14 protein-coding genes and 1 pseudogene are annotated in these 18814 nt (G+C 73.2%); 11 read left to right on the forward strand and 4 right to left on the reverse strand.

From position 1 onward, the window contains the following. Window positions 1-98 precede the first annotated feature (98 nt). A complete protein-coding gene (locus ACZ3IG_RS10620; protein WP_467430818.1) occupies window positions 99-2330 on the reverse strand; it encodes an ATP-binding protein in 2232 nt (743 codons plus the stop codon). A 129-nt stretch (window positions 2331-2459) separates the two neighbouring features. On the opposite strand from ACZ3IG_RS10620, the gene ACZ3IG_RS10625 reads away from it, so the two are divergent. The 3 genes from ACZ3IG_RS10625 (at window position 2460) to ACZ3IG_RS10635 (ending at window position 5861) form a co-directional block, all read left to right on the forward strand. Next, a complete protein-coding gene (locus tag ACZ3IG_RS10625; RefSeq protein WP_467430820.1) occupies window positions 2460-3263 on the forward strand; it encodes a nuclear transport factor 2 family protein in 804 nt (267 codons plus the stop codon). Between the two features lie 679 nt (window positions 3264-3942). Continuing rightward, on the forward strand, window positions 3943-4605 hold the full coding sequence (locus tag ACZ3IG_RS10630; RefSeq protein ID WP_467430821.1) for an RNA polymerase sigma factor: 663 nt from the start codon (window positions 3943-3945) through the stop codon (window positions 4603-4605). Then, window positions 4605-5861 carry a hypothetical protein gene (locus tag ACZ3IG_RS10635; RefSeq protein ID WP_467430823.1) on the forward strand — a complete coding sequence of 419 codons (1257 nt, stop codon included), beginning with the start codon at window positions 4605-4607 and terminating at the stop codon, window positions 5859-5861. The genes ACZ3IG_RS10630 and ACZ3IG_RS10635 overlap by 1 nt, the downstream gene beginning before the upstream one ends. A gap of 147 nt (window positions 5862-6008) precedes the next feature. Here ACZ3IG_RS10635 and ACZ3IG_RS10640 read toward each other — a convergent pair whose 3' ends face one another. Further along, on the reverse strand, window positions 6009-6914 hold the full coding sequence (locus ACZ3IG_RS10640; RefSeq protein ID WP_467430825.1) for a L,D-transpeptidase family protein: 906 nt from the start codon (window positions 6912-6914) through the stop codon (window positions 6009-6011). A gap of 382 nt (window positions 6915-7296) precedes the next feature. Between ACZ3IG_RS10640 and ACZ3IG_RS10645 the strand changes: the two are divergent. From ACZ3IG_RS10645 to ACZ3IG_RS10665, 5 genes and pseudogenes are all read left to right on the forward strand, one after another. Next, window positions 7297-7482: pseudogene (locus ACZ3IG_RS10645) on the forward strand (Uma2 family endonuclease); the annotation flags it as partial. A 182-nt stretch (window positions 7483-7664) separates the two neighbouring features. Further along, window positions 7665-8315 carry a leucine efflux protein LeuE gene (leuE, locus tag ACZ3IG_RS10650; protein WP_467430828.1) on the forward strand — a complete coding sequence of 217 codons (651 nt, stop codon included), beginning with the start codon at window positions 7665-7667 and terminating at the stop codon, window positions 8313-8315. Between the two features lie 38 nt (window positions 8316-8353). Next, on the forward strand, window positions 8354-9580 hold the full coding sequence (locus ACZ3IG_RS10655) for a sensor histidine kinase (RefSeq protein ID WP_467430829.1): 1227 nt from the start codon (window positions 8354-8356) through the stop codon (window positions 9578-9580). Beyond that, on the forward strand, window positions 9577-10257 hold the full coding sequence (locus tag ACZ3IG_RS10660; protein WP_467430831.1) for a response regulator: 681 nt from the start codon (window positions 9577-9579) through the stop codon (window positions 10255-10257). The genes ACZ3IG_RS10655 and ACZ3IG_RS10660 overlap by 4 nt, the downstream gene beginning before the upstream one ends. Window positions 10258-10361: 104 nt before the next feature. Further along, window positions 10362-11270, forward strand: a complete 909-nt coding sequence (locus ACZ3IG_RS10665; RefSeq protein ID WP_467430834.1) for a lysostaphin resistance A-like protein — start codon at window positions 10362-10364, stop codon at window positions 11268-11270. A gap of 107 nt (window positions 11271-11377) precedes the next feature. On the opposite strand, the gene ACZ3IG_RS10670 is transcribed toward ACZ3IG_RS10665, so the two are convergent. Continuing rightward, a complete protein-coding gene (locus tag ACZ3IG_RS10670) occupies window positions 11378-12793 on the reverse strand; it encodes an FAD-dependent monooxygenase (RefSeq protein WP_467431650.1) in 1416 nt (471 codons plus the stop codon). 93 nt (window positions 12794-12886) lie between these two features. Here ACZ3IG_RS10670 and ACZ3IG_RS10675 point away from each other — a divergent pair, with 93 nt between their 5' ends. Further along, on the forward strand, window positions 12887-13549 hold the full coding sequence (locus ACZ3IG_RS10675) for a TetR/AcrR family transcriptional regulator (protein WP_467430837.1): 663 nt from the start codon (window positions 12887-12889) through the stop codon (window positions 13547-13549). A 34-nt stretch (window positions 13550-13583) separates the two neighbouring features. On the opposite strand, the gene ACZ3IG_RS10680 is transcribed toward ACZ3IG_RS10675, so the two are convergent. After that, the gene (locus ACZ3IG_RS10680) at window positions 13584-14726 is read right to left on the reverse strand and encodes an acyltransferase family protein (protein WP_467430838.1); all 1143 of its coding nucleotides are present in this window, start codon (window positions 14724-14726) and stop codon (window positions 13584-13586) included. Window positions 14727-15000: 274 nt separating this feature from the next. Between ACZ3IG_RS10680 and ACZ3IG_RS10685 the strand changes: the two genes are divergently transcribed. Together ACZ3IG_RS10685 and ACZ3IG_RS10690 are read left to right on the forward strand one after the other, a co-directional pair. Continuing rightward, complete coding sequence (locus tag ACZ3IG_RS10685) at window positions 15001-16458, forward strand: glycosyltransferase family 29 protein (protein ID WP_467430840.1); 1458 nt, start codon at window positions 15001-15003, stop codon at window positions 16456-16458. Continuing rightward, window positions 16455-18788 carry a glycosyltransferase gene (locus ACZ3IG_RS10690; RefSeq protein WP_467430843.1) on the forward strand — a complete coding sequence of 778 codons (2334 nt, stop codon included), beginning with the start codon at window positions 16455-16457 and terminating at the stop codon, window positions 18786-18788. The genes ACZ3IG_RS10685 and ACZ3IG_RS10690 overlap by 4 nt, the downstream gene beginning before the upstream one ends. Window positions 18789-18814 lie beyond the last annotated feature (26 nt).

The following is an 18814-nucleotide window of genomic DNA, read 5'->3' on the forward strand; positions in this document are numbered from 1 at the left end:
GGGGCGGCCGACCCGATGAACCCGATCCTGGCCCTCTCGCCCGGGGGGAGACCACCGGACATCGACCGGACAGCGCCGGTACGGGCGGACGGCCGGGCTCAGTCCCGCCCGGAAACGGTCTCTGCACGCCGGACAAGTTCCCGGAACCGTTCCCCGAGTTGGTCGGAGTCCGGGGCCGGCTTCGAGCCTGCCACTCCCTCCCACCATTGCGCTGATGCCACGTCACCGAGGTCGGCGGCCACGGCTGCGGCCACGCCCGCCAAGTGTGTCCGCGGCCGCTCGTCCTGCTGGGGGGAGAGTTCGGCGGCGGCGGCGAGCATCACGGCGGCGTCGCCCAGGCGTCCTTCGCTGCGGGCGGCCTGCGCGCACTCCGCGAGGACCGCTGGGACCGAGAACTCACTGCCCAGCTTTCGCGCCGTGTCCGCGGCGGCCCGCCAGTGCCGCGCTGCCGCGGCCCGGTCGCCGCGCAACAGCGCACCGTCGCCGTAGCCGATGGGCACGTGCACGGCCGCCCACACGTCGCGCTCCACATCAAGGCGCTTCTTCATCAGGACCTCTGCCCTGGCCAGCAGAGTCTGTGAACCGTCGAAGTCCTCCAGGCGCAGCGCCGCCGCCGACGCGAAGATCGCTGCTTCCGCGGCCAGCGAGGCGTCGTCGATCCGCTCGGCAAGGCGCATCGCCCGCTCCGCGGTGGTGAACAGATCCGCGGCGACGCGATGGGACCCGGCGCGCGCCACCAGCCAGCGGGCCCGCCCATGTTCGCTCAGGTCGTTCTCGTGCAGGCGGTTGGTCCAGGCGAGGGCTTCGTGGGTGTGCCCGGTCATCCACAGCGGCAGCCACACCGACCACAGCAGCTCGGCGGCGGCGTCGTACTGGCCGGTGTCGACGAGGTGGTCGAAGCCGAGCCGCAGCACATGGCGGTCGGCCTCGACCCGCTCGACCGCCGTCATGTCGCCGCGGCCCCGGATCCGCGCACCGTGTTCGCGTCCCGCCCGCAGGGCCCATCGGGCCACGCCCCGACGGACGTGTTCCCGGCCGGCCGGTTCGAGGGTCTCGACGGCGTGCCGGCGGACCGGTTCCAGCAGCCGGTACCGCGTGACCGGCCCCGTGTCGTCGGCGCGCGCCACCAGGGAGTGCTCGATCAGCTCGGCGAGTGCACCCACCGCGTCCGCCGCGTCCGCCGCGTCCGCCGCGTCCGCCGCGTCCGCCGCGTCCGCCGCGGCGATCGCGTCGACGGTGTCGAGGGAGAAGCTGCCCGGCACCACGGCAAGCCGGGGGAGCAGCCGCTGGGCCGCTGGACCGAGCAGCTGGCAGCTCCACTCGATGGTGGCCGCCATGGTGCGTTGCCGCGCCGGCAGATCCTGTGGGCCGGCCACGGGCAGTTCCGTGAGTGCGTCGATCCGCTCAAGCAGCGCCCGCGGCCCCAGCCGGGCCGCTGCGGCGGCCAGAAGCTCGATGGCCAGGGGCAGCCCGTCGGCCTGTCGGCACAGCTGCGCGACGGCACTGTCGTCGGCCCTCCTCATGAGCGGTGCCCCGGCGGCGGCCAGCCGGTCGCCGAAGAACCGCTCCGCCGCGCCCGGACCGAGCGGGGCGATACGCACCTCACGTTCCCGGCGTACGCGCAGCGGGACGCGGCTGGTGGCCAGGATCACCGTGTCGGGAGAGGCCGTGAGCAACTCGGCCAGGTGGGGGCCGCAGGCCGTGACGCGCTCCAGGTTGTCGAGCACGAGCAGGGCCGACGTCCCGGCGAGATGCTCGGCGAGTCCGGTCACGGTGCCGGCGGCGCAGGCCGCCGCGTGGGCCACGGCCGCGAGGGCGTCGTCGGGTTCGGTGACGTCGGTGAGGTCGGCGAAGTACACGGCGCCCGGGCGCTCGGCGGCCATCACCTCAGCGGCTACGAGGGCGACGGTGGTCTTGCCCACCCCGCCCGGACCGGTGAGCGTCACCAGCCGGCCCGGCGTGGTGCCCAGGGAGGCGACGATCTCCGCGACCTCGTCGTCACGCCCGACCACCTCGACGCTCGGCGGCGACGGCGTGCGGGGCGTCAGCTTGCGGGACGGCATTTCGAGCGCCGCGTCCCCGGCCCGGCCCAGGGTGGACAGCAGCGCCATGCGTTCGGCGTCGCGGAGCCGCAGCGCCGTGGCCAGCGCCCGCACGGTGTGCGGCTGGGGCTGGGTCCGTCGCCCGCGTTCCAGCGCGCTGACCGCGTCGACGGACACCCCGGCGGCGGCGGCCAGCTCCTGCTGGGTCAGCGACCTGGCCTCCCGTAAGTCCCGCAAGAGCGCCGCGAAGCTGATCGCCTTCCGTGCCGGTCCCGCTGAATCGTTCACGATGCCGATTATGCCGCCGGGTCCGGACCGCTGTCCGGGCGGTGTCCCGGCAGTGTCCGGTTGTCGGGCAGCACCCCCGATGCTCATGATCGACAGGACAGGACGAACCCCCGCTAGGAGATCCACGCCATGCTCCCCCAGGCCCTTCAGTCACTGCGCGACGCGATCAACTCCCACGTCCCGGAACGGATCGCCGGCTGTTTCACCGAGGACTACGTCGCCGAACGACCGCTGCGACCGGCCGAAGGGTTCATCGGTTCCGGCGAGGTCGCCGCGAACTGGACGAAGATCCTGGCCGGGCTGCCCGACCTCCACGTCGAGATCCTGCGCCACGCCCAGAACGGCGACGAGCTGTGGTCGGAGTGGGAGTACCGGGGCACCGCCCCGACCGGGGCGACGGTCCTGCTGCGCGGCCCGGTCATCCTCACCACCCGCGACGGACGGATCGCCTGGGCCCGGTTCTACCCCGACCCGGTCACCCTTGAGGGCCCGACCCACACCACCGTCTCCCAGGTACTGAACGCACCGGCCGAACGGATCTTCGCCGTCCTCCGCGACCCCCGCCGCCACCCCGAACTCGACGCCACCGGCCGCCTCCGGCACGCAGAGACCTCCCAGCCGCTCGCCGCCGTCGGCGACACCTTCATCATGGCCATGCACAGCGAGGAGCACGGCGACCACCGGATCGAGAACCGCGTCGTCGCCTTCACCGAGAACCAGAGCATCGGATGGGCCCCCGGACAGCCCGGACAGCGCCCGATCGGGCACCGCTTCACCTGGAAGCTCACCCCGACCGGCGACGGCCGCACCGAGGTGACCCTGACCTACGACTGGGCGGCGGTCACACACCCGGCACACCTGGTGCGACTGCCGGTAGTCGCCGCGCACGAACTCGATGCATCGCTGACCCGCCTGGCCGCTGTGCTGGCCTGACTGACTGTTCTCTATCCGGCCGGGTGGTCGACGCGTGCGAACAGGGGCCTGGTCCGGGTCCTGGGTGTGACCGTCTCGCCCACAGGTTCGGGAACGCGGCCGGCCGGCCGGGGCGGGCGGCCGGAGGGCTACTGCCACCGCCAGACGACCGACGCGGTGTGCTACCTCGCCCTCTCCACGACTGGAGGCGCAGCAAGGTCACCAACGATCCGGATGCCGGCAGTACGGGAAGCGCCGAGTCGAAGGCGCCCGCAAGCTCGCGGCCTGGGACGGCTCAGCGCACAGGTCTGGAGGGCATCGCACGAAGTGCCGGACGCGCTGGTCACGCTACTGGTCACGGCGATGGGGAATGCCACACCAGTGCAGGTCACGTAGGTGAAAGCCACGGCGACGACCGGGGCCGCCACCCCCCACAGGAGAGGCCCCGGCCGACGCGCGGCACGGGCCGCGCGGCGGCCCGTACTTCCTACTGCGCCACGCTCGCGATATGTGTCACACCCCCGCGCGTCACGGGTTAGTTGCGTCTTGTACGGCCTGTCCTCCGGGCATGGACGGGGACCGGTTTCACGACGTAACGTGCCTTTCGCGCCGGAGTGCGGAGGGCGGTGCCCCCGTCCCGAGCTGCGGTAGACCACCGCAACCACCCACGGAGAGTCAGGCGCAAAGAGAGGCGCGCGCGGTGCTGGGGGACGACGCGGAGCTGACCGCCGCCGTACACGCGGCACAGGACGGGGACGAGACCGCGTTCCGGACCGTGTACCGCGCGGTGCACCCACGGCTGCTCGGCTACGTCCGCACACTCGTCGGCGAACCCGACGCCGAGGACGTGGCCTCCGAGGCGTGGCTGCAGATAGCCCGCGACCTGCACCGGTTCGCAGGCGACGCGGACCGGTTCCGCGGCTGGGCCGCCACGATCGCCCGCAACCGCGCCCTGGACCACATCCGGACACGCGGGCGCCGCCCCCTGATCGGCGGCGACGAGACCGAACTGACCGGCCGGGCCGCCCCGTCGGACACCGCCGGCGAGGCCATCGAGGCGCTCACCACCGGCACCACCCTCTCCCTGATCGCCGCGCTGCCCCAGGACCAGGCCGAGGCCGTCGTCCTGCGGGTCGTGGTGGGCCTGGACGCCAAGACGGCCGCGAAGACACTGGGCAAACGCCCGGGGGCCGTCCGTACCGCCGCGCACCGCGGTCTGAAGCGGCTGGCCGAACTGCTCGGCGACGATCCGGAATCGGCCGCCGGGCTCCGCGTACCGCCGGCGCGGCGAGAACCGCGCGGCCGTGCGGTGACGTCCGCGACTGTGACGCAAAGCGGCGCGCGGACGCAGAAGGACATGTGATGGCCGACAAGCAGGGCGGGTGGCTGGACCGCGAAACAGCGGAGCGGGTGCTGCGCGGAGACCCGCCGACCGGCGACCCGGTGGCCCGGGCCCGCGCCGAACGGCTCGCCGCCTCCCTCGCCACGCTGGCCGCCTCGGCCCCGCCGGCCGGCGAGGAACTCCCCGGCGAGGCCGCCGCGCTGGCCGCCTTCCGCGCCGCGCACGCCGGTCGGGCGGGAGCGGCGGGAGCGCCGGCCCCGACCGGCGGCGGGGACACCTCCGACGCCCCGCTGGTGCGCATCGGCGGCCGTGACGGCGGTGCCCGGCCCGCCCGCCGGCCCCGCCCGCTGCGGCTGGGCCTGGCCGCGATGCTGGCGGTCGGCGCGGTCGGCGGGGTCGCGGTGGCGGCCGGAACCGGAGGGCTGGTCCCGTTCGGCGGCGACCCCGGGCCCGCTTCCTCGGCCTCCGCCGGGGTCACCCCCGACCGCCCGCTGGTGTCGCCGTCCCCGCCCGGTGTCCCGCGGCGCGAGGACACCGACGGCTCCGCCAACGCCCCGACCGGGGAGGCCCCCTCGGCGCGGGAGGACGGCGGCGTCACCGGGCAGGACCCCGGCACGGGTACGGGCGGGGACACGGGTACGGACACGGACCTCGGGCGGTCCGGCGCCGACGATCCGGCGGGCGACGGCACCGCGGTGCGCGAGGGTCTCGCCGGGTCCTGCCGTGACCTGGGCACGGGCCAGCAGCTCGACCGCACCCGCCGACGGGCCCTGACGGAGGCGGCCGGGGGGCCCGCCCGGGTCCGGGCCTACTGCGCACAGCTCCTCGCCGGCTCCGGGGAGAAGAGCGGCGAGAAGGCGGAGGGAGTCGGGGGCGGCGTCGGCGACGGTGTCGGGGAGAAGACCGGCAAGGGCGACGACGGGTACGTCAAGGGCGACGTCGACGTCGACGACGATGTCGACGGTGCCGGCGCCGGAGACGAGGACAGGGACGACCGCGCGCACGGTGGGCACACCCGGCCGACACGGAACGCCAACGTCCTGATCGGCAACGGCGACGGCCCCCGCACCGGCCCCCGCGAGGACTGCGACACGGACGGCGCCGACCGGAGGAAGCACCGGGGCGACCGGGCGGGCGACGGCCGCTTCGGCCACCGCTCCGGCCCCCGCGCGGACACCCGGCGGTCCGCGTCCGGGCCGGACCCCGTCGCGCACCCGGCGACGGGCTCGGGCCGGGAGTCCGCCCAGGTCACGAAGGCCGCCACGGCGCCGGTGTGACACTTTCGGACGCCCCGACGCAGTAGGGAGTGAGCCGACTGGTCATCGGCTTCCGCACAGAGCCGGGGTTCCCCCCGTACCCGCGGCTCGTGCACCCGCGCGGACGGGACTCGTTCCCCCGGTCCCGTCCGCGCCCCCTCACTTCCCTCAGCGGTACACGACGACCTTGTCGCCGTCGCGGACCTCCGCGTACAGCTGCTTGACGGCCGCCTCGTCCCGGACGTTGACGCACCCGTGCGAGGCACCGGCGTAACCGCGGGCGGCGAAGTCGGACGAGTAGTGCACGGCCTGGCCGCCGCTGAAGAACATCGCGTACGGCATGGGCGAGTCGTACAGCGTCGACCAGTGGTTCCGGGACTTCCAGTAGACGGAGAACACGCCCTCCCGGGTCGGGGTGCCCCGGGAACCGAAGCGGACCGCCATCGTCGACACGGTCCGGCCGTCGATCATCCAGCGCAGCGTCCGGCTCTCCTTGCTGACGCACAGCACCCGGCCGGTCAGACAGCGCGGGTCGGGCGCGGCGGCGGGCTGGCCGCCCATGAGGTACAGGTCCCAGTGGCCCGGCTCGCGGGTCATGCCGCGCAGCCGTTCCCAGGTGACCGTGTCCGTCCGGCCCGTCACCGGCAGCCCGCGCTTGCGCTGGAAGCCCCGGACCGCCTCCTCCGTCAACTCGTCGTAGGTGCCGGTCGGCCCGTCGTACAGCCAGGCGATCTGACGCAGCCGGGCCTGGACCTCGCGGACGTCCCGGCCGGTGGCGCCGGGTCCCCAGAGCACGGGGGCGGGCACCACCGGGGGCGGCGGGGCGCTGCTGCGCTGCGTGGGGACCGCGGGAGTCGTGGGAGTTGCGGGAGCTGTGGGGGCTGAGGGAGTTGAGGGGGCAGTCGGGGCAACGGGTGCCGTGGTCGCCGGGCCGCCGCTGCCCGGCAGCTCGATGTGCACCGGCGAGCGGCCCTTCCCGTCGCCGTCGACCGGCTGCACCGTGCAGCCGCCGACACCCCCGACGGCCAGCGCCAGCAGCGCGGCGAACCCCGTTCCCGTACGCGCCCTACGCATCGACGTCACCCTGGATGTCTCCCCACCCGGAGCGGCTCCGATACCCGCACGGGTGATCGTGGGCGGAAGTGGCCGCGCCCCGGCTGCGCTCGTTGCAGAGTGAGCCCCGCAAGGGGGACGCCAAGGCCGTACCGCAGCAGGAGATGACCCTGGGCGAGGCTGCCGACCGGCTCGCCCGCGCACTGCCTGGCCACCGCGTGGAGATCCTCCAGGGGAGGCTCACTGTGACACCGCTGCCGGAGGGCTCGCATCAGCTGGCGTTGACGAAACGCGGCAGGGTGATGGAGCGGCAGGGATCGCCGCGACCGAGCATGAGTACGTACAGGGTCTCGGGCTGTGACTACCGAGTCTGCCCGCGGATTTCGCGATCCCCGACTTCTCCGTGGCCGACGCCGACTTCCGCGACGCCCACGTCACCAAGAACCATCACGCCCCGCACGTCTTCCGCGTGGTCGTCGAGACCACCTCGTCGGACTGGGCCGACGACCTGAACACCAAGGCCGAGTGCTCCGAGTGCTACGCCCAGGCCGGTGTCCCGGCGTACCTGATCGCGGACCGCAAGCACGACGAGGTGCTGCTCTGCACGGAACCGGCCGACGGGAAGTATCCCGCCCCCCCAGCACTTCAAGCGCGGCCGGGACATGCCCCTGCCGGAGTCGGTCGGTGTGCGCGCCGAGCTGTCCGTGGACACCCTTCTCGACGGCTGAAACGGCGCGGCGCGTTGTCGTACCCCCGTGCGACACTCCTCCCATGTTCGGCGTCATCGATCTGCCCACCTACCTGGCGGGCCTCGTCCTCATCATCCTGCTGCCCGGGCCCAACTCCCTCTACGTGCTGTCCGTCGCCGCCCGCCGCGGAGTGCGTGCCGGGTACCGGGCCGCCGCCGGGGTCTGGTGCGGGGACACCGTGCTGATGACCCTCTCCGCCGCCGGGGTCGCCTCCCTGCTCCAGGGCAACGCCGTGCTGTTCGCGATAGTGAAGTACGCCGGTGCCGGGTATCTGACCTGGCTCGCGGTGGGGATGCTGCGGGCGGCTTGGGCGATGTGGCGGACGCGGCGCGAGCGGACCGCGGGACGGGCGCCGGACGCGCCCGCCGGTGACGAGCGGCCGTTCCGCCGGGCCCTGGTCGTCAGCCTGATCAACCCGAAGGCGATCCTGTTCTTCATCGCCTTCTTCGTGCAGTTCGTCGACCCGGGGTACGCCTACCCCGCCCTCTCGTTCGTCGTCCTCGGCGCCTTCGCCCAGCTGTTCAGCTTCCTGTACCTGAGTGCCCTGATATTCAGCGGCACCAGGCTCGCCGCCGCCTTCCGCCGCCGCAGGCGGCTGTCGGCGACGGCCACGTCGGCGGCCGGTGCGCTGTTCCTGGGCTTCGCGGTGAAGCTGTCACTGGCCAGCGCCTGAGCGGCACGACACGCGGGCTCGGTACTAGGCTCCCGTCCGTGGCGGAAACGACTGGGGCGGCACTGGTCAGGAGCGGGCGGGACGTCGCGGCCCGCTGGAGCGCGCTCGGCGTCGTGACCCGGGACGCGGTGGGCACCGTACTGCTCGCGCCGGTGGTGTTCGCACCGGTGACGGCGTCGATCGGCGCCCAGTTCGGGGACCTGCCGCAGCGGCCGTACGACCTGCCCGGCGTGCTGCTCACCGCGGCGCTGTGGCTGCCGCTGGCGGTGCGGCGGCGGTGGCCCGGGGTCTGCCTGGTGCTGGTGGCTCTCGCGTTCGCGGCGCGCGAACTGATCGCTTACCCGCCGGTGTTCGCGAGCGTCGGGCTGTACGCCGCCCTGTACGCCGTGGGCGCCCACGGCGGCCGTACGGCGGACCGGGTGCTGCCGGGGGTGGGCACCGCGCTGTACGTGGCGTTCGCGCTCGGGCTGCACGCCCGGGGCGCCCCGCACGACGGCGCCGCGTACGCCCTGATGTACCTGGTGCTGGCCGCGTTCTGGGGCGCGGGCCGCACCGTACGGGCCCGCCGGGCCGCCGAGGCCGACCGGCGGCGGCTCGCGGCCGAGGCCGCCGTCGCCCGCGAACGGGCCGGGATCGCCCGGGAGTTGCACGACGTCGTCACCCACCACGTCACCGCGATGGTGGTGCAGGCCGACGCGGCGCAGTACATGCTCGACGTCGCACCGGACAAGGTCGCCACCGGGCTCGGCGCGATCAGCGACGCGGGCCGGCACGCGCTGACCGACCTCCAGTACCTGCTGGGCGTCCTCAAGGCGGCCGACGGGCGACCGGACCACGGGGCGCCCGCCGCACCCGCACCGGGCAGCCTCGCGGACCTGGTGGCACAGACCCGGGCGGCGGGCCAGCCCGTGGAACTGGCCGAGAGCGGCGAGCGGCGGCCCATGGCGTCGGCGGTGGAACTGGCCGCCTACCGGGTGGTCCAGGAGGCGCTGACCAACGCGCTCAAGCACGCACCGGGGCGGCCCACGCGCGTGCGGGTGGCGTACGGGGCCGAGCGGCTGGAGGTCGAGGTGATCACCGAGGCGACGGAGGCCGCGGTTCCGGTGGGCTCCGGGGGACCCCGGCCGCTCGGCCGGGGCGGCGGGCACGGTCTGATCGGGCTGCGCGAGCGGGTGAGCGTGTGCGGCGGCGAACTGGAGGCCGGCCCGCGGCCGGACGGCGGGTTCGGCGTCCACGCCCGGATACCACTGACGGAGGCGGCATGACCCTGCGGGTAATGATCTGCGAGGACCAGGAGCTGGTGCGGGCCGGCTACGCGATGATCTTCTCCGCCCAGCCGGACCTGGAGGTCGTGGGCGAGGCCGCCGACGGCCGGACGGGCGTCGAGGAAGCGCGGCGGCTGCGGCCGGACGTGGTGGTGATGGACATCCGGCTGCCCGTCCTCGACGGCATCGAGGCGACCCGGCTGCTGGCCGGGCCCGAGGTCACCGATCCCGTGAAGGTCCTGGTGGTGACCACCTTCAACCTCGACGAGTACGTGTACGAGGCACTGCGGGCCGGCGCCAGCGGGTTCCTGCTGAAGAACGCGCCGCCGCGCGAACTGATCGACGGCATCCGGACCGTCGCCGCCGGCGAGTCCCTGCTGGCGCCGGCCGTCACCCGGCACCTCGTGGGCCGCTTCGCCGACCGCATCCGCCCGGCCGGGGGACGCCGCCAGGCGGCACTGCCGGAGGCGGTCGCGGCGCTCGCCCCGCGCGAGGCCGAGGTACTGCGGCTGATCGCCGAGGGGCTGTCGAACACGGAGATCGCCGACCGGATGGTGCTCAGCCGCGAGACGGTGAAGACGTACGTCTCCCGCATCCTGACCAAGCTCGATCTGCGGGACCGGGTCCAGGCGGTGGTGCTCGCGCACCGGGTGGGGCTGGTGTCCGCCGACGACTGAACGGGGCCGGGGGCGGCGGCGCCGGTGTCACCCGAGGGAGCTACACGGAGCTGTCCACCCCGGGGGGACGTCCCGCCCCGCCCCGCGCTCATAGCGTTCCGGACATGGACCTCACGAAGGCAGCAGCGCCGTTCTCGCTGCTCAAGCCCCTGTTCGCGCAGACCCCGGCCGTCTCCTCCGGCCGGGTGCGGCATGCCGGTGTCCGGCTGGTGGTGCTGGTGGCGGCGTTCCTCGTCGTGACGGTGCTCGCCGCCGGGGTGCGCGCCGTGGCCGGCGACAACCCGGTGCTCTCCCTCGTCGGCGGCGCGCTCGTCGCCGTGGGCGCGCTGTGCGTCTACGCGGCCGTCGTCCGGGCCCTGGAACAGCGCTCGGTCACCGAACTCGACCCCGCGCGGGTCCGCCCGGAGCTGTGGACCACGACCCTGGCCGGCCTCGGCCTGTTCGCCGCGACCTTCGTCCTGATCGTCCTGTGCGGCGGCGGGTACGACAGCGAGGGCGGGGTGTCCGTCGGCGGCGCGATCACCGTGTTCGGGCTGATGGCGGGGGTCGCCGTCACCGAGGAACTGCTCTTCCGCGGGGTGGTCTTCCGGCTCGTCGAGGAACTGGCCGGCACCACGGGCGCGCTGCTGGTCTCCGCCCTGCTGTTCGGCGGACTCCACCTGGTCAACCCCGAGGCCACCCTGTGGGGCGCGCTGGCGATCGCCGTCGAGGCCGGCCTGATGCTCGGCGCCGCCTACGCCGCCACCCGCTCCCTGTGGGTGCCGATCGGCCTGCACCTGGGCTGGAACTTCGCCGTCAGCGGGATCTTCGGCGTGACCGTCTCCGGCGACGACGGCGCCCCGGCCGGTCTGCTGCACGGCACCCTCTCCGGCCCCGAGGCGCTCACCGGGGGCGTCTTCGGACCGGAGGCGAGCATCTTCGCCATCCTGGTCTGCGCGGTGCCGACGGTCCTCTTCCTGCGGACGGCGCGGCGCCGGGGCCGGCTGCGGGCGCGCGGCGGCCACGCCGCCTGACGGTCGGCCCGCGTCTGACGGAGGGCCCGCGCCTGGACGGCTCCGTCCTCCCTCCTCCCGGACCGGGAGGAGGGAGGACAGAGCCGTTTCACCGGACCGGCAGGCCCTCACCCCAGCCCCACGCGCCCCAGGTACTCGGCCGGCACGGCCGCCCCCGAAGCCCCGCTCCAGCCGACGTACCCGTCCGGCCGGACCAGGAACAGACCGCTCCCGTACGTCGGGTGGGCCGGCCCGCTCACCACCCGCACCGCCCCCGGCAGCACCCCGGGCACCTCGGCGTCCAGCGCGAGCAGCGTCCAGTGCGGCCCCCGGAACGCGTCGAAGAGCCGTACGCCCGCCACCGTCGCGTCGGGGGCGCGGTCGCCGGCCCGGACCGGACCGTCGGGGGTCGAGCGGGTCGACAGGGCGAGGGACGACTCCCGGTAGTTCAGCCCCAGTTGCGAGGTCACCTCCCCGCGCCGCACCTCACCCCGGTGCACCCCGCTGGTGAGCCCGAGCATCTCGGCGGCGAGCGGGCGCCGCTCCTCCTCGTAGGTGTCCAGCAGCGCGGGGTCCGCGCCCCCGCGCAGTACCGCGCCCAGCTTCCAGCCCAGGTTGTAGGCGTCCTGGACGCTGGTGTTCAGGCCCTGTCCGCCGGCCGGCGAGTGGATGTGGGCGGCGTCCCCGGCGAGGAAGACCCGGCCGTCCCGGAAGCGGTCGGCGAGGGCCTCACGGGGCCGGAAGTTCGAGGCCCAGCGGACCTCGGTGACGTCCTCGGCGGCGAGGTGGGAGCGGTCGGCGACGGTCTTGCGGACGCCGTCGGGGGAGAGGTCCACCTCGGTGCCCTCCGGGAAGTCGGCGTAGACCTGGAAGTCGTCGGTCCCGGCGAGCGGGCAGGCGGCCAGCACGACGCTGTCCTTGGTGACAGGCCCCTGGCCGGCCGTGAAGAAGTGCCAGTTGTTCCGGTCCAGGCCGGTGATCCGGACGTCCGCCACCAGCGCCGGCCTGGGGTCGATGGTCCGGCCGGTCATCGCCACGCCGAGCGCGCGGCGCACGGCCGAGCGGCCGCCGTCGGCGGCGACCGCGTACCGGGCGCCCAGCTCGGTCCCGTCGGCGCACCGGACCCGGACCCCGTCCGCGTCCTGGACGACGCCGGTGACCTCCCGGCCGAACTCCACCCGGCCGCCCAGCTCCGTCAGCCGCGCGTACAGGATCTCCTGGGTGCGCCACTGCGGCACCATCCACGACGAGGCGTACGGCGCGGACTCGTCCGCCTTCAGCGGGTCGGCCATGTGGTGCTCACCGAGCCGCTCGCCGTCCCGCCAGAACATCCCGACGGGGTACTCGCCGCCCGCCGCCTGGATCGCGTCGATGACGCCGAGGTCGTCGAAGACCTCCCGGGTGCGGGGCTGCAGGCCCTTGCCGCGGGAGCCGGGGAACAGCCCGTCCGCCTTCTCCACCACCAGCGCGTCGATGCCGCGCCGGGCCAGGTCGATACCGAGGGCGAGTCCGGTCGGCCCCGCGCCCACGATCAGCACGTCCATACCATCGGTTTTCACGCATCTCACCTTAACGTCGTTAAGCAGTGTCGACGACGAGCATGGCCTTAATGCCGTTAAGGTGTCAAGCTGTCAGGCGTGGAAAGTAGAACGACCGGACGACAGCGCACGCCCCTCGACCGCCGCCGGGTCGCGGACACGGCGCTGCGCCTGCTCAACGAGGTCGGCCTGGACGGCCTGACCCTGCGCACCATCGCCCGTGAGCTGGACGTGAAGGCGCCCGCGCTGTACTGGCACTTCAAGGACAAGCAGGCGCTGCTCGACGAGATGGCGACGGAGATGTACCGCCGGATGGTCGCCGGGACCCCCCTGGACCCGGCCGACACCTGGCGTGAGCGCCTGCTGAAGACCAACCGGGGGCTGCGCGCGGCGCTGCGCGGCTACCGCGACGGCGCGAAGGTCTTCAGCGGCTCCCGCTTCACCGGCATGGTGCACGCCGAGCAGATGGAGGAGGTCCTGCGGCTGCTCACCGCGGCCGGCTTCACCCTCCCGCAGGCCGTGCGGGCGACCACCACGACGTACGCCTTCACCCTCGGCTTCGTCACCGAGGAGCAGGGCGTCGAACCCCTGCCCGGCGAGCGGCGCGAGGGCTACGACGTGGCCGAACGCACCCACAGGATGGCCGACTTCCCGCTCAGCGCGGCGGCCGGCCCGGAGATCTTCGCCGACTACGACCGCCACTTCGAGGAAGGGCTGGCACTGCTGCTCGACGGCATCGCCGCCCGCTACCGCGCCGGCTGAACGCCCCGGGGCCCTCTCCCTCTCCCGGCCCCGGTCAGCGGGTGCGGGACAGCGCCTTGCGCAGCCGCGGCGTCAGCGGCTTCTCGACGAACCGGTTCAGCAGCCAGGCCAGTACGAGCATGGAGGCGACGGTCAGCACGAACGTCGCCGCCGACGGCACGCCCAGCGTGCGGTGCAGGGCGTGGATCACCACCCAGCCCAGGTGCTCGTGGACCAGGTAGAACGGGTACGTCAGCGCCCCGGCCACCGTCAGCCAGCGCCAGTTCGCCCAGCGCAGCCAGCCCAGCGCGATCGCCGCCACCGCCACGAAGCCGAAGGCGACGATCGCGATGATGCCGAAGGTGGTGCGGGAGGAGAAGGCGTCCGGATTGCCGGCGGTCCACAGGTTGTCCACCATGTAGTGCTGCCCGATCAGGAAGCAGACGGCGGTGAGGAACCAGGCGTGCGCGTCCCGGCGGTCGCGGTGGATCAGGTACAGGCCGATCCCGCCGATGAAGAACGGGGCGTACTCCGGCAGCAGCACGAGGTCGAGCAGCGGCTCCTCGGAGGCCCGCGCCAGCACCGACGCCAGCAGCCAGCCGCCGCAGAACATCAGCACCCGCCGGCGGTTGGCGCCGGGCAGAACGACGCACAGCGCGAACAGCGCGTAGAAGCGGATCTCCACCCACAGCGTCCAGCACACGCCCAGCACCCGGTCGGCGCCCAGCGGCTGCTGCATCAGCGTCAGGTTGACCAGCGCGTCGCTGGGGGAGACGGCCTGGTAGACGACCTGGGGCAGCGCGAAGACCGCCGTCACCAGGATCACCGCCACCCAGTAGGCGGGCATCAGCCGGGACACCCGGGAGGCGAAGTACGCCGTCAGGGTCCGCCCCCAGCCGCTCATGCAGATCACGAACCCGCTGATCACGAAGAACACCTCGACGCCGAGGCAGCCGTAGGCGAACAGCGTGTGCAGGGTCGGGAACTGGTGCGCGGCGGAGCCGCCCCAGGCGGTGGTGACGTCGCCGCCGCGGCCGCCGTAGTGGTACGCGGCCACCATCAGCGCGGCCACCAGCCGCAGCCCGTCCAGGGCGCGCAGCCGGTGCTCCCGGCGCGGTGCCGCGGCGGTCTCCGGCACGGGGGCCGGTCCGGTCGCCTCGGCCCCTTCGGCCACCGGTCGGACGGTCGCGCTGGTCACGGGATGCTCCTCGCCGGATGTCTGTGGGCCCTCGGTCAGCCGTGGGCCGGCTGTGAACCACCGGCCACGTTAGTCAGCACGTCAGTCCGAATCACGGTATGACCGTTCGAAGGCGCAACGATTCGCCCCGTGGACCCAGCCCGTTCACCTGTGCGTCGTTTTGGCTTTCTAAATTCGCCCAGCATCCCCCCACGTCGCAGTCAGTCGCCTCTCCTTCGCGGCACGCGTGGCTGCGGGTGCAAGAAACGCTTGGCAAAAGAAGACCGGGAGTGGCATGACGAGGGTCCAGAACAAACGTGCGCGCGGGGGTGAGCTGGACGCCTGCCTGCGCGCCTGCGCGGTGCACAGCGGCAAGCTCGTGGGCAGCCTCGACCGGCGCCGCGTGGAACTCGCCGAGGAGCTGCGCAAGCTGCTCGTCGTGTGGGGGACGCACCGCACCGACAGCCCCGCCGCGGCTCCGTCCGGTGCCACCGCCCTGCTCAAGCGCGCCGTCAAGGGCTCGGCGGCCCCCGCCGCCGGCACCATCTCGGGTGACCTGCTCGACGCCCTGCTGGCCGTCGCCAACAAGGCCCTGCAGTGCGGCTACGACGACGAGCTGAACCTCGCCCTCGTCATCAGCGACACGGTCCTGGCCCAGCGGAAGAACTCCCGCGCCGGCTGGCGCCTGCGCGCCCGGCTCCTGGAGGCCCTCGGCGACGAGGCCGACGCCATCGAGGCCTACGAGAAGTACGTCTCCCTCACCGACGCCGACGGTTTCGGTGTCCGCCCCCGCATCGCCGGCCTGCGCGCCGCGGGGGAGAAGGAGCGCGAACTGCTCGCCCTGCTGGCCCGGCAGTGCCCGGCCGCCCGGGACCACGCCCGCGGCTCCGCCACCGACGTATGGGCCGAAGGGCTGGCCCTGCACGCCGCCGGCGACTGGGCCGCCGCCGAGCCGCGGCTGGTGGGAGCGCTCCTGGTCCAGGCCGAGGAGGAGGCCCCGGTCGCCGACCGGCAGGACCTGCTCAGCCAGTACCTGGACCTGCGCACCGCCGTCGACCGGGACCTGCCCGCCCTCACCGAGGTCCTCGCGCTCTACGCCGAGCAGCGCCGCCACCGGATGCGCGGCCCCGTCGCCGACCCGACCGTCGGCGGCGTCCAGTGGATCACCCTCGGTGAGTTCCGCAACCTGGTCGCCGGCAAGTCCGTCTGCCTGATCGCCAACTCGGGGCGGGTCGGCGCGAGTTCGATGGGCTCCCAGATCGACGACTACGACCTGGTGGTGCGCTTCAACTCGTACAGGATCGACCCGAAGCACACCGGCAGCCGTACCGACATCCACGCCACCATCCACAAGCACGGCTTCAACTGGGACCAGAAGGTCACCACGCGGCTGGTCTTCGGCGGGATCTCCGGCGACTGGAAGTGGTCCCTGCGCAACCGCCTCGTCCCGGGCGCCCAGACCTACCTCGGCGACGAGTCGCTGCGCTGGCCCGTGCGCAACATCGGCAGGCTCGGCGCCGACGTCTGGTCGGGCATCCCGACCACCGGCTTCAACATGCTGTTCCTGCTGGACTTCCTGGACGTCAGCCCGAAGCTCGACCTGATCGGCTTCGACTTCTACGAGTCCGGCGCCTACCGCGTGCCGGAGGCGATGAAGCTGGCCATCACGTCCGTGCACGAATACACCAGCGAGAAGGAATGGGTCATGCAGCGGGCCCAGAGCGTGACCGACATGAGGATATCCCTGCGATGACGACGACCTCCCTGACGCCGGCCGCCGCACCCCAGGCCCCGGTGACCGCGGCCCACGACCTCACCGGCAAGCGCCGCATCGCCTTCGCGTCCTACGTCGACGAGAACTACCTCCCCGGTTTCCTCGTCCTGCTGCGCAGCCTCGCCCTGTCCAACCCGAGCGTGTGCGAGGACTTCGTCGTCCTCTACGACGACCTGCGCCCCGGCTCGATCGCCAGGATCCGCGCCCTGCACCCGCGCATCGTGCTGCGCCGCGTGAACGCCGAGCACTACGACTCGTACAAGAAGGGCGACCAGGACAACTACCTGGTCCGCAAGGCGTACTTCATCCTGGACGTCTTCCGCATCCGCGAGTACGACACGATCATCACCCTGGACACCGACATGGTGGTCCTCGGCGACCTCGGCGAACTGCTCAAGCTCCGCGAGGGCCTGGCGGCCGTCCCGCAGTTCTTCTACGGGCAGCACAAGCTCAACTCGGGCCTCCTCGTCATCCAGCGCGAGTACCTCTCCGACGAGTTCTGCGCCAAGCTCGACGCCACCGGACGCAGCGGCGACTACGAGCTGGACAAGCACGACCAGGGCATCCTCAACGCCGTCCTGGACGGCGACTTCGTCCGCCTCGACGCCCGCTACAACTTCGTCAAGCGGCGCCTCTCCGGTGACCTGCCGGTCCCCGAGGACACCGCGATCCTGCACTTCACCGGGCGGCACAAGCCCTGGCAGGGCGGTGAGTCCGGGTACTCCCAGGCGGAGGACCGCTGGCGCGAGTTCGACATGAGCGACGCCGACTTCCACGCGGCCTACCTCAACTCCTCCGGCGGCCTCCACCACGACCTGCTGGTGCACTTCGGCACCCCGCACGTCAAGCGCACCGGGAACGTCGAGTACGCCCGCAAGGTGGCCGCCGCGCACATCGCGGCCGGCGACTACCAGGACGCCGTCGACGTCCTCTCCGGCGTGCGCATCCCGCTCGACGAGGCCTGGCCGCACGAGGTGCTCGGCCACGCCCTGATGAGCGTCTCCCGCTACGACGAGGCCAAGGCCCAGCTGCTGCTGGCCACCGCCGCGCCCAACCGGGCCGCCACCGCCTACGCCCGGCTCGCCCAGATGTCCTGGGTGCACGGCGACAACGCGGCGGCCCTGGAGTACGCCACGGCCGGCCTCTCCGTCGACATCACCCACCGCTCCAACCGCCTGTGGGCACAGCGCGCCTCCAGCGTCCCCGCGCAGGAGCTGGGCGCCCCCGAGGACCAGCTCGCGCACGTCGCGTTCTACATGGACCGGCAGGGCAATGCCGGAGACAAGCTGCTCCCGGAGACGGTCCGGCTCGGCTTCGGGGCGGACACCTCCACCCGCCGCTGGCACTCGGTCCACGCCCACCGCTACTTCGACAAGGAGGCGCTGGACCGGGTCAACGCCCGGCGCGGCCTGGTCATCGGCGGCGGCGGCCTGTTCATCCCGGACACCATGCCCAACGGCAACAGCGCCTGGCAGTGGAACGTCCCCGACGAGCACCTGCGCGCCATCGACGTGCCGATCATGGTTTACGCGGTCGGCTTCAACGCGTTCGACGGCCAGTCCTACCGGGCCGGCCGGTTCCGGGAGAGCCTGCGGCTGCTGGTGGAGAAGTCCTCCTTCTTCGGCCTGCGCAACCACGGCTCCATCGCCAAGGTGCGGGCCATGCTCCCGGCGGAGCTGCACGACAAGGTCCGCTTCCAGCCCTGCCCCACCACGGTCAGCCGCCAGCTGGTCCCCGGCTGGACCGACCCGTCGTACCGCGAGGACACCGTCCTGCTCAACGCGGCCTACGACCGTGCCGGCCTGCGCTTCGGCCACGACTACGCGCACTTCCTCGGCGAGATCGCCAAGGCCGTGCGGGGCATCGGGGCGCACACCGAGGTCAAGTGCGTGGCGCACTCGCTCGACGACGAGAAGATCGCCTTCGACCTGCGCCGCGAGCACGGCATCTCGCTGCCGGTGATCCCGATGTACGACTTCGACAACGACGAGATCCGGGATCTGTACGCCAAGACCCGCCTGGTCATCGGCATGCGCGGACACGCCGGCATGATCCCGTTCGGAGTCGGCACGCCGATCATCAGCCTGATCTCGCACCCGAAGATGGCGTACTTCCTGGCCGACATCGAGCGCCCCGAGTGGGGCGTCTCGGTGCACGACAAGAACCTGGGCGCGATCCTCACCGAGCGGGCGATCGGCATCCTGGACAACCACGCCAGGACGGTCGCCGACGTCCACGGGCGCCAGCAGGAACTGTGGAAGGTCACGGAGGCCAACGCGGCCGACATCAAGGCCATCCTGGGCCGCTGACCCGGAGCCCCCGCGGCCTCATGGCC

It is taken from the genome of Streptomyces sp. NPDC016677 (assembly GCF_055562815.1).

What these genes read in the sequence shown, in the direction of transcription:
- ACZ3IG_RS10625 (WP_467430820.1), top strand. Translation starts at nt 2,460, where the DNA reads ATGCTCCCCCAGGCCCTTCAGTCACTGCGCGACGCGATCAACTCCCAC.
- ACZ3IG_RS10635 (WP_467430823.1), top strand. Translation starts at nt 4,605, where the DNA reads ATGGCCGACAAGCAGGGCGGGTGGCTGGACCGCGAAACAGCGGAGCGG.
- ACZ3IG_RS10640 (WP_467430825.1), bottom strand. Translation starts at nt 6,914, where the DNA reads ATGCGTAGGGCGCGTACGGGAACGGGGTTCGCCGCGCTGCTGGCGCTG.
- leuE (WP_467430828.1), top strand. Translation starts at nt 7,665, where the DNA reads ATGTTCGGCGTCATCGATCTGCCCACCTACCTGGCGGGCCTCGTCCTC.
- ACZ3IG_RS10660 (WP_467430831.1), top strand. Translation starts at nt 9,577, where the DNA reads ATGACCCTGCGGGTAATGATCTGCGAGGACCAGGAGCTGGTGCGGGCC.
- ACZ3IG_RS10665 (WP_467430834.1), top strand. Translation starts at nt 10,362, where the DNA reads ATGGACCTCACGAAGGCAGCAGCGCCGTTCTCGCTGCTCAAGCCCCTG.
- ACZ3IG_RS10670 (WP_467431650.1), bottom strand. Translation starts at nt 12,793, where the DNA reads ATGGACGTGCTGATCGTGGGCGCGGGGCCGACCGGACTCGCCCTCGGT.
- ACZ3IG_RS10685 (WP_467430840.1), top strand. Translation starts at nt 15,001, where the DNA reads ATGACGAGGGTCCAGAACAAACGTGCGCGCGGGGGTGAGCTGGACGCC.
- ACZ3IG_RS10690 (WP_467430843.1), top strand. Translation starts at nt 16,455, where the DNA reads ATGACGACGACCTCCCTGACGCCGGCCGCCGCACCCCAGGCCCCGGTG.